This window comes from Bacillota bacterium, assembly GCA_040757085.1.
Taxonomy (GTDB): Bacteria; Bacillota; Sulfobacillia; order JACIYH01; family JACIYH01; genus JACIYH01.
This window is the reverse complement of the sequence record JBFLXJ010000029.1, coordinates 53,426-68,820: the sequence shown is the minus strand read 5'-3', so window position 1 is coordinate 68,820 and position 15,395 is coordinate 53,426. Positions and strand designations below refer to the sequence as shown.

Below are 15,395 nucleotides of genomic sequence, written 5' to 3'. Positions count from 1 at the left end.
TGATTAAGGGTCTGGTCATATTCCAGATGGGCGGAATACCGGCCCCGCTTACCCCCCAAAACTTCCAATTCGTCGATGAACACTACGGCACTCTTCTTGCCTGCCCGGCGGGCCTGTTCCCGGGCACGCCGGAAGAGGTCCCGCACCCGCTGGGCACCCACGCCTGCGTACACCTCGATGAACTCCGACCCGGAGGTGGCCAGGAAGATGGAATCGGTGAAGTTGGCTGCCGCCTTGGCCAGCAAGGTCTTGCCCGTTCCGGGCGGACCCGCCAGCAGGATGCCCTTGATGGGACGGATACCGAGCCGGCGTGCCCGGTCGGGCCGGTTTACCAGTTCCAGCGCTTCCAGCAGTTCCTTCTTGGCCGCCCCCTGACCACCCACGTCGTCGAAGGACACCCGCGGGCACATGCCCTGCGAGACGTGGAGCACGAAACGACGTCCCAGAGCCTGGCCGGCACCGGTAGAGTATATGAGGAAATACAGCAGGCCGGCCAGCACCACGACCGGCAAAAGATTCACGTCTCGGGTGGCCAGATAGGCTACCACCCCCGCCCCCGCTCCCCAAGCCGCGTACACCAGCAATTCCTTCTTTTGCACCTGCATCCTTCCTCCGTCCCCCGCCCGAGCACGGGCACCCTGACTGGCGCGGCGGCCGGGCGGCCACCGTCCGGCTCGACGGCCTACTGGGTCCCGGAACGGCGGACCACTTCGTACAGGTAGGCCGGGCCGTGACGAAGTTCTACGTAAACGTAGTCGGTGTCCACGCTCACGCGGGCCCAGTCCAGGCCCCGGCGGGTGGCGATCTCCCTCACCATCTGGTCCGCCCAGGAGAAGCGGCCGTTCACCAGCGCCTCCTCCAGGTAGAGACGCATAGTTCGCATTGCCTCCTGCAGCGTGGCATCGCGGCGGTCTTGCACCCGCAGGGTAAAGGCGCGGCTTCCCAACACCGCCTCCAGTTGTCGATGCAATGAAGTGTACAGTTCGGGCAGGTCCACCCCGGGGCCCGGCAACACCTCGACCTGCAGGGTGTCTCCCCTCCACGTCAGGCGGTAGGAAACCAGATCGGGCCGGGCGACCAAAACGCTCTCCACCGGGCGGTCCTCCCGGACCCAGCCCAGCGCCGCCGTGGCCCACCAGAGCGCGGCAAAGGTGAACGCCGCCGCCAGACCTGCTACCAGCGCTCGGCGCACGTAGCCTGACACCCTTTTCCCCCCTCACTGCGGTGGCATCCTCCGGAACCTGCCCGTCCACTACACCGATCCCGGACCCAAGGATACATAACTAATATTACGTCAACGCGTATTATAGCACACGCCTGCGCAAATGCCTCGCCATCCCGGGTGCCAATTTAATCCCGCGCGGACGCTCCCGACGCAACGGCCACCAGGTCCGAATCGCGAACTTCCTGCACCTCGGCCAGCACGAACTGCCCCGGCGCCGCTTCGCTCCCGATCACGTGCACCTGACCGTCCACCTCAGGGGCCTGACCCGCCCAACGCCCCACTGCCACCGGCAGGCCTGCCCGCCGCTGCGTGTCCCCCTGCCCTCCCCAAGCAGACATGCGTCCGCACTTTTCCCGGCGCCCGGACAGGGTGCGGGCCCGCGCCCTGAGCTCCACCAGGACTTCCACTTCCCGGCCCAACAGTCTCCGGTTTGCTGCTACCGCAATCTCCTGCTGGACCGCCTGCACTTCCTCCAGCCGCCTCTTCTTGACCTCTTCCGGCACCTGGCCGGGAAACCTCGCCGCCGGCGCCTCCGGCTCCGGGTAAAAAGGGAAAAAGCCGGCCCGTTCCAGGCGATACTGGCGTAAGAACTCTACGAGTTGACCGAAATCCTCCTCCGTCTCCCCGGGAAAACCCACCAGGAAGGTGGATCTCAGCACGATACCGGGCACCATTGCCCGCAGACGGTCCAGCAGCCTGCGCACATCGTCGCCCCGGTAAGGGCGACCCATCCGGGAGAGTACGTGATCACTTATATGCTGCAGGGGTAAGTCCAGATACGGCAGTACCTTGGCTTCATCAGCCATGAGCCGGGCCGCTTCCAGGGGAAATCCGGCAGGATAGGCGTACAGCACCCTGATCCAGGCTACCCCGTCCACCGCAGCCAGGGCTTTGAGCAGCCGGGGGAGGGTCGCCTGGCCGTAAAGGTCCTGACCGTAGCGGGAGGTGTCCTCGGCCACCAGCACCAGTTCTCGCGCCCCCTGCTCCACCAAACCGCGGGCCTCCTCCACCAGTTCCTCCACGGGACGGCTGCGGTAGCGGCCCCGCAAGCGGGGGATGATGCAGAAGGTGCAGCGCCGATCGCAACCCTCCGCGATCTTCAGATAGGCGGTAACCCCGGTGGAAAGCCGGCGCGGCAGACCCAGAGGTACCTCCGGCCTCCCCACCCACACCCCGACCGCCCGCGCGGACCTGGCGCCAGCATCCCCGGCTCCGCGGTCGGCAGCTCGCCGCCCGGGCGTACGCAGGCACGCGGCCAGCACCTCAGGCAGCCGCTCGAGTTCCCCCGTGCCCACCACGGCATCCACACCAGCACGGGCTAGTTCTTCCGGTATTCTCTGGGCAAGGCACCCGGCGGCCACCAGGACCCGCTGCCGATCGCGTCCCCGTACCTGACGGATCACGGCCAGGGATTCTTCCCTGGCGGGGGCAATGAAACCACAGGTGTTCACCAGCACGGCATCAGCCCGGTCGGGGTCGGTAACCAGCCGGTATCCCGCCCTCTCCAGGAGAGCGGCCATCGACTCGGAATCCACCAGGTTCTTGGCGCAACCCAGGGAAATGATGCACACGCGCGCCGGAGTGTGAGCCTGCTTCATCGCACAGGATTTTACCGCATCCGCCCGCCTTTTTCATCTCCGGCCACGGGTGGCGCGGGGCCACGCTCGGCCGCGCGACCCCGGTCGAGCCTCGACTCACCCTAACGGCGCCGGGGGAGCACGTCCCAATGCGCGGCTTCTTCGAAACCGAGGCGCCACAGCGCGATGCCGCGCAGGTTGTAACGGCGAGCTAGTTCCAGCTTCTCCTTCAGGTTGGTGGCGTCCTGGAACCACACCTCATGAGCGCGACCGGCCTTGCTGTAACGGAAGGTCACCTGACCCCCCGGTTCCACGCGGGGTTGCACCCCGTGCCTGCGGGCGAGTTCGCGGGCATCGGGCACTGCCAGGGGCGTCACGTCCTCCACAGACCGTCGGGGCAGCGCCCAGTCGTAGCCGTATACCCCCACCCCCAGAACCAGTTTGCGGGCGGGGATCAGACTCACCACGTGCTTGATGTTCGCCTCCACCCAGTCTCGCGGCGCGATGGGACCGGGGCCGGTGGAGGGGTTGTGCCGGTCGTAGCCGAACACCACCGAATAGTCTGCCGCCTGACCCAGGGCCCGGTAGTCATAAGCCCCCGTAACGTCGGGGGGAACGCCTACGGGAGGTATCAGAGAAAGCGCCAGGATTTTGCCCTTGGCGTGCAGGCTGCGGGCCAGATCCTGCACCACGGCTGTGAACTCTTCCCTGACGTCCGGCTTGATCTGCTGGAAGTCCAGGTTGATGCCGTCGTACCCCTCCCTGGTGACCAGGTCGGTTATCTCCCTCACCATACGCCGCCGGCTGGCATCGCTGCGCAGGGACTGGCAGTTATCCCCCACCTTCTGGTTGTTGATGAGCACCACCAGGGGAATGCGCTGGCTGCGGGCGAACTCACGCAAAGCCGGATCCGGCCGGGGATCCACCAGCCCTCCGTCGGGGCCCACGGAGTACCAAAGGGGCGAAAGGGCCGTGAGCCGGTCGGGATGGCTGCGCGCGCTGGCCAGTCCGGTGGCGGGGTCGTGGACGTAACCCACCGCCTCAAAGGGGGCGGGGCGCCGAAACGCGCGGGGGGTAGTAGCACTCCACAGGCCCACCACAATCAGAAGGGCTACTAGACCCCCGATACCGATCTTCCACCTGCGATCCAACTCGGTCGCCTCCCGGGGGCCGAAATTGCCGTGTTCATGGCCGCCCGGTGAGTAATCTCTGCAGGGCGGCCATCATTTAACCAGGTCCTGACCGCCCCGTGGGGACCTGCGGGATTGCAGCAGCCGGAACAATCGCGGCTCACGTCATCTTGCGCCGCTCCCGGCCGGGTCAGGGCACCTGAGCGACCAGGCCACCAGATCGGAAAACAGGGGCAGTTCCGCAGCCGAAAACGCCTCTGCCGCCTCCCGCCCCATCATCGCACCCAGGTAACGGGCCTGGGCCTCCACCCGGACCAGATAATGCCCGTCGTTGAGAACGGTAGGCACCCGCCCGGGTCCGGGCAGGAACTGGCTGGCATGGCAGCGCAGGGCGCGCATTTTCACCTCCAGATAACCGGATACATCTACCAGCAGGGAAGGAGCCACTGGGGGGTCGACGAAATAGTAAAGGACCCGCTGGGCACGGTGGGATGGCGTGGTGGGATCCCACCTGGGAAGGCCGGCCGACATGAGGGCCTCCCGTGCCAGGATCCCCGCCGCCCGGTGGTCAGGATGAGCGTCGCTGGGGGAAGGCAGGAGCACCACGCGCGGGCGCAACCTGCGCAGCATGAGGGCCAGTTCGGTCACCCGCTGGGGCTCGGGCTGAAGCCCCCGGTCGGCAAGACCCAGGTTGCCCCGCCAGGCCAGGCCCAGGACCCTGGCCGCCTCCTGCGCCTCGGCCAGGCGCTCCTCCGCAGTGCCGTTGGTGCCCAGCTCGCCCCGGCTGAGGTCCAGGATCCCCACGCGGTATCCGCGGCGCGCGTGCAGGGCCAGGGTAGCGCCCGCTCCGATCTCCGCATCGTCAGGGTGGGGAGCAATGGCCAGCAGGTCGATGCACCCGGGTGGGGACGAAACCGGCAGATCAGGGGATTCCATCTCCATCACCTCTTCTCGGGCAGGTGAAAGGCTTGAACCTGGCTCAACTTCTGGAAGAAATTCAGCGCATGCCCCGTACCCGGGCCAACATCACCGCCTGGAAGGTCCTGAGTGCCCGCCCGGGGCGCTATCATCCTTTTCCACCCTTCCTGCCCTCTGTCCTGCGCCAGGCCCTGGAAAAGAAGGGGATCGACCAGCTTTACTCGCACCAGGCAGAGGCGCTCCAGGCGGCCTGGGACGGCAAGCACGTGGCAGTGGTAACACCGGCCGCCTCGGGAAAAACCCTCTGCTACAACCTGCCCGTCCTCACCACTCTTCTCCAGGACCCGGAAGCCCGCGCCCTCTACCTGTTCCCCACTAAGGCCCTCGCCCAGGATCAACTGGCTGAACTGCACGACCTGGTGGCCCTGGTGGGCAGCGACATCCGCACCTACACCTACGACGGGGACACTCCCGCCTCTGCCCGCCAGGCCATCCGTTCCGCAGGTCACATCGTGGTCACCAATCCCGACATGCTCCATACCGGCATCCTCCCCCACCACACCAAATGGCTCAAGCTCTTTTCCAACCTGCGTTTTGTGGTCATCGACGAGATGCACCAGTTCCGGGGCGTTTTCGGCAGCCACCTGGCAAACGTCATCCGCCGTCTCAAGCGGATTTGCCAGTTTTACGGTGCCCACCCCCGCTTCATCCTGTGCTCCGCCACCATCGCCAACCCGCAGGAGCTGGCCCAGCGCCTGATCGAAGACGAGGTCGTGCTGGTGGACCAAAACGGCGCCCCCTCGGGGGAAAAGCACTTCATCTTTTACAACCCTCCCCTGGTGAACCGGGAACTGGGGATCAGGCGGTCGGCCCTGCTGGAAGGTGCCTCCTGGGCCAGGCTGCTCCTTTCCCACAACATCCAGACCATCACTTTTGCCCGCACCCGCCTCTCGGTGGAGGTGCTCCTCCGTTACCTGCGCGAACGCACCCCGCACCCGGAGGCGGTGCAGGGCTACCGCGGCGGGTACCTGCCCCTGGAGCGGCGCCGCATCGAGCGCGGGCTGCGCGAGGGGCACGTACGGGCCGTGGTGTCCACCAACGCCCTGGAGTTGGGCATCGACATCGGGCAACTGGAGGCGTGCGTGATGGTGGGATACCCGGGCACAGTGGCCAGCACCTGGCAGCAGGCAGGACGGGCGGGCCGCCGGTCGGGGCTGTCCCTCGCCGTCCTGGTGGCGTCCTCCAACCCCCTTGACCAGTACATCGTAAACCACCCGGAATACTTCTTCAGCCAGTCCCCCGAATACGGCCTCATCAACCCCGACAACCTGTACATACTGATGTCCCACCTGAAGTGCGCCGCCTTTGAACTCCCCTTTGCCGCCGGGGAACAGTTCGCTGTCCCCACCACGGAAGAAATGCTGGCCTTCCTGCAGGAAGAGGGCGTGCTCCATCGCCAGGGAGACCGGTACTTCTGGGTGGCGGACGCTTTCCCCGCCGAGGGAATCAGCCTGCGGTCCGCCGCTGCCGAGAACTTCGTGGTGGTGGACCAGACGGGGCCGTCACCCCGGGTCATAGGCGAGGTGGACGCCTTCTCGGCCCCCATGCTGCTGCACGAGGAAGCCATCTATATGCACGGGGGCGAACAGTACCAGGTGGAAAAGCTGGACTACCCCAACAAGAAGGCATACGTGCGCCAGGTGGAGGTGGACTACTACACCGATGCCAGCCTGGCGGTGGAGGTCAAGGTCCTGGAGGAGTGGCGCTCCCACCCGGCCCCCGCTGCCCGGGGGGTAGGGCAGGTGCTGGTGCGCGCCCTGGCCACCATGTTCAAGAAGATCAAGCTGCACACCCACGAGAACGTGGGTTCCGGCCCCATCCACCTGCCCGAGCAGGAACTGCCCACCACCGCTTACTGGGTGAGCCTGGCTCCCGAGGTGAGCGGTCAGCTTCCGCCAGCGCAGCTGGAAGCGGGGCTGGCCGGCATCGCCCACCTGTTGGCCCACGTGGGCCCCCTCTTTCTCCTGTGCGACCCCCGCGACCTGGGCAGTGCTACCCACGTGCGCTCGCCCCACACCGGCCTGCCCACCATCTACCTTTACGACGCCTACCCGGGCGGGGTGGGCCTGGCAGAGAAACTTTACGATCTGCACGAACAACTCCTGGAAGCAGCCCTCGCCACCCTCAAGGAGTGCCCGTGCCGGGACGGCTGCCCTTCGTGCGTAGGTCCGGCCGCCCAGACGGGGCAGGATGCCCGGGGCACCGCCCGCCTGTTGCTGGAGCGCGCCCTGGGCCGCACCTGACGCAGCGCCGCAGCCGGGGAGCGATAACGTCCGGGAAGGGATTGGGAAGGGACCCGAAATGGACCTGTGGGAAAAGTTCCGCCAGTTCCAGGAACGTACCCAGCGGGCGGGTGAACAGATGCACCAGCGGCCGCACCCCGGGGGGCAGCCGGAACACCCCGCGCGAGTGGGGATCGAACTGCGGCCGGAAGCCCGGGAGAAAGACCTGCGGCGGGAGGTGGAGGCCGTGCTGGGGCTCGAGCGGGAGGATACTCCCGCCGGCCCGTGCTACTTCCGGGAAGTCCACTATCCCGCGTCCCACCGCCACGGTCATCTCACCCTGGGGTCGTTCCTCGCCTTGCCCCCCGAGGGACTGGGTATCCTGGCCCTCCCCCCGGTAGCCCTGCCTCCCCCCTCGTGGGCGTTCCTGGATACGGAGACCACGGGCCTGCAGGGAGGACCGGGAACCATCGTCTTCCTGTGCGGCCTGGCCTACTTCGCTGGCGGCAACCTGGTGCTGCGGCAGTACCTTGCTCCCGACCCCACTGCCGAGCCGGCCCTGATCTGCTCCGTACTGAGAGACATCGGGCGTTTTTCCGGGCTGGTCTCCTTCAACGGGAAGGCTTTCGACTGGCCCCTCATCCGTGACCGCGTGGTGCTGGCCAGACAAATCATCCCTCCTGATCCCGTGCACGCCGACCTGCTGTTTGCGGCCCGCTGGCTGTTCCGATCCCGGCTTTCATCCTGCCGCCTCTGTAATCTTGAGGCTGAGATCCTGCGGTGCCCGCGGGAAGACGACATCCCCAGCGAACTCATCCCCGAGGTCTACCGGGCCTACCTGCGGGGCGCTCCCGCGAACACCCTGGCCCCGGTGCTGGAGCACAACCGCCGCGACCTGCTCACCCTGGTGGTACTGGCCTGTCGCCTGCTTTCCCCCTGGCTGCAGGCGGAGCAAGCAGAGCCCGAGGAACTTTACGGCCTGGCCCGGATGCTGTGGGCGCGGGGATATGCCTCTGAGGCGGTGTCCCTGTGGGAAAGGGCAGTGGCCAGGCTGCCCCGCGTCCTGGCAGCCAGGGCGGGCGAGGAACTGGGACGCATTTACCGTCGCCAGGGCCGGCCCCACGAAGCCGCCCGCATCTGGCAGGCGGTGGCCGGGGACGATCCCCTGGCCCACCCCGGTCCTCTGGTGGAACTGGCCAAGTATTACGAGCACACCGCCCGCGACCTGGAAGCAGCCCGCCAGTGGACCCTGAGGGCCCTGGACGCCGCCCGGGCCCGGGCCGCCCTGCACGCCTCACCGGTGCGCGGTGCGTCCCCGGCCGAACTGCTCCACCGCCTGCGGCGCCTGGAACGCAAGCTGGCCACCCGCTGACGGTTCATCGCCCCCTGCCGGGCAGAAGGGGATTGCCCTGCCGCGGGCCGGAGAGCACAAGCATACCTCGCGGCCCGAACCCGTGCGCAACCGCTGTAATAGTCCACCTCCTGCCCTAATAGGTAACAATGAAGGACCATTCCGGGGGTGCTCCCCATGCTTCTGGTGACAATTACCCGCACCGGCAGACGCCGGCTGATGCTGGCCGGCATCCTGATCCTGAGCATGATCGCGGCCGGGTATCTGGTGAGTGCCGCCCGTCACCTGCTCGTCAGCGGCAGGCTCATGCCTGTCTACCGCGCCGTAACCCGGGAAAAGAAAGTGGCCCTCACCTTCGACATCAGTTGGGGCCAGGAAATGCCCCCCCGCGTCCTGGACGCCCTCAAGAACGAAGGCGTCAAGGCCACCTTCTTCCTCTCCGGACCGTGGGCCCGCTCTTACCCCGACCTGGTGAAGCGCATCGCAGGGGAAGGCCACGAGATCGCTTCCCACGGCTACGAGCACGTCAACCTTTCCGGATACAGCCGCGAATTCATCACCGAAAACATCCGTCGCACCCACGAAATCCTGGTGGAACTGACCGGACAACAGCCCCGGTACTTCCGGCCCCCCAACGGCGACTTCAACGACCTAGTGATCCAGACCGCCGCCGAGCTGGGTTACCTGACCGTGATCTGGAGCCTGGACTCCCTGGACTGGAAGCGCCTGTCGAGCGAGGAGATCGCCAGGCGCATCATAAGCCGTATCAAGCAGGGGGACATCGTCCTCATGCATGCCTCCGACAGTGCCCCGGGCACGCCGGGTGCGCTCCCGGCCATCATCCAGGGTATCAGGGCCAAGGGTCTGGAGATGGTGCGGCTCTCCGAACTCATGCAACCACCTCCGCCCCTTGATTCCAGCAGCAGGTAGCGGCTCCCGCGGTCACCACTGCGCCCGGGGCGAGGACCCCCCAACATGCCGGCTTGGGGGGAAGGCGTTACAGGGTACTGTCAGAAGCCCCGAGCCTGTCGTAGCATGCGATCCAGCTCGGCCACCTTCTGCTGGTGCGATACCCACCATTCCTGGCTGCGCTGGGCGTTAAGTTCCTCGACGGTCTTGCCCTGCTGCTCCACCCAGGTGTAGTACTTGAGGTTGAACCAGCGCTGCCGGTTGTGCGCGGTGCCTTCCTGAATCCAGTCCAGTTTGACCCCGTGGAAGATGCTTTCCAGGTACACCGCTGCCCGGGTGCGGTCGATGGGCCCGTAACGCCGGGCCATGTCCTCCATCACACTGTGGTAACGGTCGATGCTGTCGGTGGCGATAGTGACCACCGTATCCCGAGGCCCCAGGCCGTAAAACTTCGCGGTTTTAATGGCACCGAGCAGGTTGCACACCCCGGAGATTCCAAACACGGTGGCAATCTGCTGCACGTGGTCGGGACCCACACCGGCCTCGTGGGCGAGGTATTCCCCCCCGGCCGGATCGGTGAGGAGTTGCAAGCCCTTCTTGCACTCCAGGTCGTCGATGCACATGAGGGCATCCATGTTGAGCACGTTGTGGATCCAGGTGACGTGCTTGTCCCCGATCCCCTGGATGTCGTGCCCCCCGTATCCGTTCAGGAACAGGGTGGGACACTGGATGGGCTCCAGGCCCACGATACGGCATTCGGGGAATGCCTGCTTGATGCGATCTCCGGCCGCTATGGTGCCGGCGGAGCCCATGGCCGAGACAAAGGCGGCCACGCGGCCGTTCCCCACCCCCTGCCTTTCCAGGTCGGCCACTGCTTCCAGCACGCTGTTACCGGTGACGAAGTAGTGGAAACGGTAATTGGCCATCTCCGAGAACTGGTTGAGAATCCGGATGCCCGGCTGAACGGCCAGTTCTTTGCACTTGTCGTATATCTCCTTCACGTTGCTCTCACAGCCGGGGGTCTTGATGAAGCGGGCACCGTATTGCGTGATGAGCTGAAAGCGCTCCTGGCTCATCTCCGCCGGCAGGATAACTAGCGAATCGTAACCCAGGCGGGGCCCCACCCACGCCCCTCCGATGCCGTAATTCCCGGTGGAGGGCCACACCAGGGTGTGCTGCCCGGGCACTATTTCCCCCAGCAGCTGCTTTTCCATGGCCACTGAATAAGTAGCCCCCACCTTGTGGCTGCCCGTGGGGAAATCTCTACTGTACAGGACCACGATGTTAGCGTCCACACCTGTGAGGGCGCGGTCCACCACCAGGTAACGCACCCGGCCGTAGGGATCCTTCCAGGTGATGTTGAAAAGGTTGATGGGATCGAGGGGATCCTCCTCACGGGCCCGCAGGGCCCGGGCGCGCACGTCGGCCGGTATGCGATCGGGATGCAGCATCTCCTCAAAGGTGGGGCCATACACGTACCTGATCTCCGCCATGGTGTGTGCCCTCCATTAACAATATTCCGCTCCGGACAGTGTCATTTTACACGTACCCCAGTTCCCGCTGCAATACCCCAAAGAGCTCCTCTGCCGCCTGGCGCAACCCGGGACACAGCTCGTACACAGCGCGGCCCTCGGCGTCTGCCCTCACCGCCTCCAACTCATATGGGAACACAGCCACCAGCGGGACGGGCTCCAAACCCCTGGTGGTCATCTCCTCGTCCAGCCCTGCCCGGACGATTTCCTCCTCACCCGGGCGCACCTTGTTGGCGACGCCCAGCACGCGCTTCACCCCCAGGGCTCGGGCGGCGCCCGCCACCGCCCGTGCGGTCTGGAAACTGCGCTTTCCCGGCTCTACCACCACCAGGAAGGCGTCTACGCCCCGCGCCGTGCCCCGCCCCACATGCTCCAGCCCCGCTTCCAGATCCACCACCACCGTATCGTTCCTCTGCAGCACCAGGTGGCGAAGCAAGGCCTGGAGGAGCGCGTTTTCCGGGCAGGCACAGCCGCTGCCGGCCGGCTTCACCCCGCCCATCACCAGCAGCCTGATGTTGTCCCGCATCAGCCCCAGCCTATCGGGCAAATCATCCACCCTGGGGTTGAGAGCAAACCACCCACCCACCGACCCCGGCCTGGCTCCCGTGCGCTCGGCGATCAGTTCATCCATGGCCGCCACCGGTACTACGCGCGCCAGTTCTCCGGGGTCAAAACCGAGGGCGGACCCCAGATTGGCATCGGGATCGGCATCCACGGCCAGCACCCGGTACCCCCTGCGGGCATAAACCTCTACGAGCAGAGCAGCCACTGTGGTCTTCCCCACCCCGCCCTTGCCACAAACGGCCAGCTTCACCCCATCCTGCCCCCCGTTCACCGCACCTTCCCCCCCGCAAGGGATTGCCGGCAATAGCCCGCATTATTCTATCCCAGGTATACTATGGGGGGCAAATGATCAACCGTATTGGGATCGACCTGCAAAACCAGGGGGAGTTCAGGTCAGGCCAGCCTCGTGAAGCAGGCGCAGGGCGGGAAAGAAGCCTTTCCAGAACAGCCAGAAGAGGGTGACCGGGGGCACGGCTTCCCGGGCCACCAGGATTACTTCTGCCGCGTGCCTGTCGCCGGCCAGCAGGATCAGCTTCCCCAGGGGCTGACCCTTGCGTACCGGGCTGACCGCCCGCGTGGCCACCTCCTCGCGTAACCCCACCCGCTCCCCTTCTGACCTGTGGATCACGGCCACCAGGTCACGGGAAAGCACCAGGTCTACGCTGCGGGAGATACCCCCAGCGACCGGTATAGTGCGGTACAGTTCCCCTGCATGCCCCCGCCTGACCACGGTGAAGTTCTCAAAACCCCAGTCGAGCAACCTCCGGGTATCCTCCCATCTGTCCCCCGCATCCAGCACCACGCTGATAAGACGCATGCCGTCCCGGAGGGCAGAAGTGATCAGGCAGGCACCCGCCGCGGCTGTGGTGCCCGTCTTGCCCCCTTCCATGCCAGGGTACACGCCCAGGAGGCGGTTGGTGTTGTGCAGTGTGCCCGCCGCGGACGCGTCTCCCAAGTCGCTCACCTGCCTCTGCACTGTGGCCACCATATCGGCGAACAGGGGCAGGGTCATGGCGTAGCGGGTGATGAGGGCCAGATCGTAAGCGGTGCTGTAGTGCCCGGGCTCGGTGAGGCCGTGCGGGTTGCGGAACTGGGTGGAAAGGGCCCCGATCTGCCGGGCCTTCTCTGTCATCAGCCGGGCGAATTCCTGCTCACTGCCGGCTACGTGCTCGGCGATGGCCACGGCGGCGTCGTTCCCGGACTCCAGCAAGAGCCCGTAGAGCAGGTCGCGCAGTGTGTATTCCTCCCCCTCCCTCAGGCCGATCACCGATCCGGGCATCCAGGCGGCGGTGGCTGAGACCCTTACCGGTTCGGGCAGGGAGCCGCGCTCCAGCGCCACGATGGCGGTCATTATCTTGGTCAGGCTGGCAGGGTCGCGCTTCTCCGATGCGCGCCGGGCATACAGTACCGCACCTGTCGTCCACTCCATGAGGACGGCAGCCCGGCAGTCGAGGTCAGGCTGGCCCCCGGCCACCGGCGCCTCCACGAGGGCGGGCATCTCACCATCATCCTCGGCTAGGCCAGGTACCTCGCCGTAATCCTCCGCTTTGGACGGGGACGGGATCATCCCGTTCCAAACCAGCAACACCACCAGGACAAATGCGCAGCGCCGGGACGACACCAATGATGCCCCCCGGACGAAGATATGGGCTCACCGGCCATAGTATGTAGGGTCTGCGCGGCGGGCCGTCTGACATGGCGCTGGTGGTGACAGCGGCGGCTGTAACCCGAGGCTAACGGGCGACCTCGATTAACACCTCCATTACCTCCCCCGTGCCCCCCGGCCGGCCCGTCTCGATGCCGTTGACATGCAGTACAACGGCACCAGCATTCCCCACCCTGAGCTTGAGAACCGCATCGGCCCGCCACAGTTTCTCCTGCCCCGATATGAAGGTGGTCTCCTCGCGCAGGAGGCCATCTGCCATCACCCGCACCCAGCACCGGTCGGCAAAGGATGCCTTCACTTCCAAACTGCTGGCTCCCCGCACCAGGAAGCTCACCGTCCCCGGCGGGCCGGATATCCTTTCCACGGTCACGCCCGGAGCACCGCCGCCCGGCTCGCCACCGCCGCCAGGGCCGGTGCCCGGACCGCCGGGGGACCCGGGTTCAGGCCCGGGGCCGCCCGGTTGACCGCCACCCGGACTCGGAGAAGGTAAAGTCTGCCCGGGCGTGGCAGGACCAATCACCAGCCTCGACTGCCAGGCCCACCAGGCGATGAATGAAGCCGCTATCAGGAAGATCACGAGGGCGGTGGCGGGCAGGGACCGGGCAAACCGCGTCGCCTTCCTTCGCGGGGCGGGAGGAGGAATCTCCCTGACGCGTTCGGCTTCCTTGAGGGCCTTGTAGCGGGCGGCGAGTTCCTGCCCGTCCAGGCCCAGGAAATTGGCGTAACTGCGCAAGAAGCCACGGAAATAAACTTCGCCGGGCACCACGCTGTCGTCGCCCCGTTCAAGGGCCTCCAGGTACCGGGTGCGGATCTTGGTCTCAACCTGGGCATCTCGCAGGGTAAGTCCCTTTTCTTCCCGGGTACGCCTGAGCAATTCCCCAATTTCTCGCACAGTATCCAACCCCCCGCTCGGCGCCGGGAAAGAATCTCCGCTCAGGACAGCCTACGGACTCAGGTGGTACAGCATGCGCGGGAAGGGAATGGCCTCCCGCACGTGCTCAAGCCCACATATCCACGCCACCGTACGCTCTATCCCCAGGCCGAACCCGGAATGGGGGACACTACCGTACCGGCGCAGGTCCAGGTACCACGCGTAGCTCTCGGCGGGAAGGCCCAGTTCCTGCACCCGGGCCGCCAGGGTCTCCAGGTCGTCCTCCCTCTGCCCGCCCCCAATGATCTCCCCGTATCCCTCCGGAGCTAGCAGGTCGGCGCACAGGGCCACTTCCGGTCGGTCCGGATCTCTCTTCATATAGAAAGCCTTGCATTGAGCGGGATACCGGTGCACGTACACCGGTTTTTCGAAGGAACGCGAGATGATGGTCTCGTCGGGCGCCCCGAAATCTTCCCCCCAGGGGAGGTCACGGCCGTTCCGCGACAGGATCTCACGTGCTTCGTCGTAAGAGATGCGGGGGAAGGGCGGGACCACCTTCTCCAGGGGGGCGGTGTCCCTCTCCAGTTGCTCCAGTTCCCGCCTCCTGTCCCGCAGCACCCGCTGCACCACGTGGGAAACCATTTCTTCGCCCAGGGCCATGCTCTGGTCCAGGTCCCAGTAGGCCATCTCGGGCTCCACCATCCAGAACTCCATGAGGTGGCGACGGGTCTTGGACTTCTCGGCCCGGAAGGTGGGTCCGAAGCAGTACACCAGGCCCAGGGCGGCGCAGGTGGCCTCGTTGTACAATTGGCCGCTCTGGCTCAGGTAGGCCGGAGTACCGAAGTAATCGGTGCGGAACAGGGTGGTAGTGCCCTCGCAGGCCGCCGGGGTGAGGATGGGGGCGTCCACGCACAAGAACCCCCGTCCATCCAGGAATTCCCGGATGGCACTCTGGACCGTGTGCCGGATGCGCATTATGGCCTGCTGCCGCGGGGTGCGCAGCCAGAGGTGCCGCCGTTCCAGGAGGAAATCCACCCCGTGTTCCTTGTGGGTGATAGGATAAGCCTCGGCGAGCTGCACCACTTCCAGCCCGCTCAGGCTCAACTCGTATCCTCCGGGCGCCCTGCGGTCTTCCCTCACCGTGCCGCGCACGCGGATGGCTGACTCTTGAGGCAGCCGGCCCGCCAAAGCAAAGGTTTCCGGGTCGAGTTCGGAGGCCGCGGCAACCGCCTGCACGAATCCGGAACCGTCCCGCACGATCAGGAAGTGGATCTTGCCGCTGGAACGCAGATTGTAAAGCCAGCCCTGGATCTGGACCTCCTGACCCACATACCCCTGCAGTTCCTCGATACGCACCTTAACCGCCACCG

Annotated in this window: 13 protein-coding genes; 3 read left to right on the top strand and 10 right to left on the bottom strand. The window is 66.0% G+C overall.

Annotation, left to right across the window (positions count from 1 at the left end):
• From AB1446_11390 to bshB1, 5 genes are all read right to left on the bottom strand, one after another.
• The coding region (locus AB1446_11390) for an AAA family ATPase (GenBank protein MEW6547497.1) at positions 1-599 on the bottom strand (599 nt) is incomplete at its 3' end.
• A gap of 83 nt (positions 600-682) precedes the next feature.
• On the bottom strand, positions 683-1,204 hold the full coding sequence (locus tag AB1446_11385) for a hypothetical protein (protein MEW6547496.1): 522 nt from the start codon (positions 1,202-1,204) through the stop codon (positions 683-685).
• A 146-nt stretch (positions 1,205-1,350) separates the two neighbouring features.
• Entirely contained in the window at positions 1,351-2,823 is a 1,473-nt protein-coding gene (gene rimO, locus AB1446_11380) for a 30S ribosomal protein S12 methylthiotransferase RimO (protein ID MEW6547495.1), read from the bottom strand.
• Between the two features lie 101 nt (positions 2,824-2,924).
• Entirely contained in the window at positions 2,925-3,953 is a 1,029-nt protein-coding gene (locus AB1446_11375) for a glycosyl hydrolase family 18 protein (GenBank protein MEW6547494.1), read from the bottom strand.
• A gap of 144 nt (positions 3,954-4,097) precedes the next feature.
• Complete coding sequence (gene bshB1, locus AB1446_11370) at positions 4,098-4,868, bottom strand: bacillithiol biosynthesis deacetylase BshB1 (protein MEW6547493.1); 771 nt, start codon at positions 4,866-4,868, stop codon at positions 4,098-4,100.
• 32 nt (positions 4,869-4,900) lie between these two features.
• Here bshB1 and AB1446_11365 point away from each other — a divergent pair, with 32 nt between their 5' ends.
• The 3 genes from AB1446_11365 to AB1446_11355 all read left to right on the top strand — a co-directional run bounded on the left by AB1446_11365 (position 4,901) and on the right by AB1446_11355 (position 9,413).
• Positions 4,901-7,153 (top strand): DEAD/DEAH box helicase, encoded by a 2,253-nt coding sequence (locus AB1446_11365; protein ID MEW6547492.1) that lies wholly within the window; start codon positions 4,901-4,903, stop codon positions 7,151-7,153.
• A gap of 58 nt (positions 7,154-7,211) precedes the next feature.
• The gene (locus AB1446_11360; protein MEW6547491.1) at positions 7,212-8,504 is read left to right on the top strand and encodes a ribonuclease H-like domain-containing protein; all 1,293 of its coding nucleotides are present in this window, start codon (positions 7,212-7,214) and stop codon (positions 8,502-8,504) included.
• 156 nt (positions 8,505-8,660) lie between these two features.
• On the top strand, positions 8,661-9,413 hold the full coding sequence (locus AB1446_11355) for a polysaccharide deacetylase family protein (protein ID MEW6547490.1): 753 nt from the start codon (positions 8,661-8,663) through the stop codon (positions 9,411-9,413).
• Between the two features lie 80 nt (positions 9,414-9,493).
• Here AB1446_11355 and AB1446_11350 read toward each other — a convergent pair whose 3' ends face one another.
• The 5 genes from AB1446_11350 to asnS form a co-directional block, all read right to left on the bottom strand.
• On the bottom strand, positions 9,494-10,885 hold the full coding sequence (locus AB1446_11350; GenBank protein ID MEW6547489.1) for a pyridoxal-phosphate dependent enzyme: 1,392 nt from the start codon (positions 10,883-10,885) through the stop codon (positions 9,494-9,496).
• A 46-nt stretch (positions 10,886-10,931) separates the two neighbouring features.
• Positions 10,932-11,759 carry an AAA family ATPase gene (locus tag AB1446_11345; GenBank protein MEW6547488.1) on the bottom strand — a complete coding sequence of 276 codons (828 nt, stop codon included), beginning with the start codon at positions 11,757-11,759 and terminating at the stop codon, positions 10,932-10,934.
• Positions 11,760-11,876: 117 nt separating this feature from the next.
• The gene (locus tag AB1446_11340) at positions 11,877-13,109 is read right to left on the bottom strand and encodes a D-alanyl-D-alanine carboxypeptidase family protein (protein MEW6547487.1); all 1,233 of its coding nucleotides are present in this window, start codon (positions 13,107-13,109) and stop codon (positions 11,877-11,879) included.
• A 112-nt stretch (positions 13,110-13,221) separates the two neighbouring features.
• Positions 13,222-14,046: a RodZ domain-containing protein gene (locus tag AB1446_11335; protein MEW6547486.1), complete on the bottom strand. Its 825-nt coding sequence runs from the start codon at positions 14,044-14,046 to the stop codon at positions 13,222-13,224.
• 51 nt (positions 14,047-14,097) lie between these two features.
• On the bottom strand, positions 14,098-15,393 hold the full coding sequence (gene asnS / locus AB1446_11330) for an asparagine--tRNA ligase (GenBank protein ID MEW6547485.1): 1,296 nt from the start codon (positions 15,391-15,393) through the stop codon (positions 14,098-14,100).
• Positions 15,394-15,395: the final 2 nt, after the last annotated feature.

Bases quoted from the DNA above. Each gene is read 5' to 3' on its own strand.
- AB1446_11360 (MEW6547491.1), top strand. From the start codon at position 7,212: ATGGACCTGTGGGAAAAGTTCCGCCAGTTCCAGGAACGTACCCAGCGG.
- AB1446_11355 (MEW6547490.1), top strand. From the start codon at position 8,661: ATGCTTCTGGTGACAATTACCCGCACCGGCAGACGCCGGCTGATGCTG.
- AB1446_11350 (MEW6547489.1), bottom strand. From the start codon at position 10,885: ATGGCGGAGATCAGGTACGTGTATGGCCCCACCTTTGAGGAGATGCTG.
- bshB1 (MEW6547493.1), bottom strand. From the start codon at position 4,868: ATGGAATCCCCTGATCTGCCGGTTTCGTCCCCACCCGGGTGCATCGAC.
- rimO (MEW6547495.1), bottom strand. From the start codon at position 2,823: ATGAAGCAGGCTCACACTCCGGCGCGCGTGTGCATCATTTCCCTGGGT.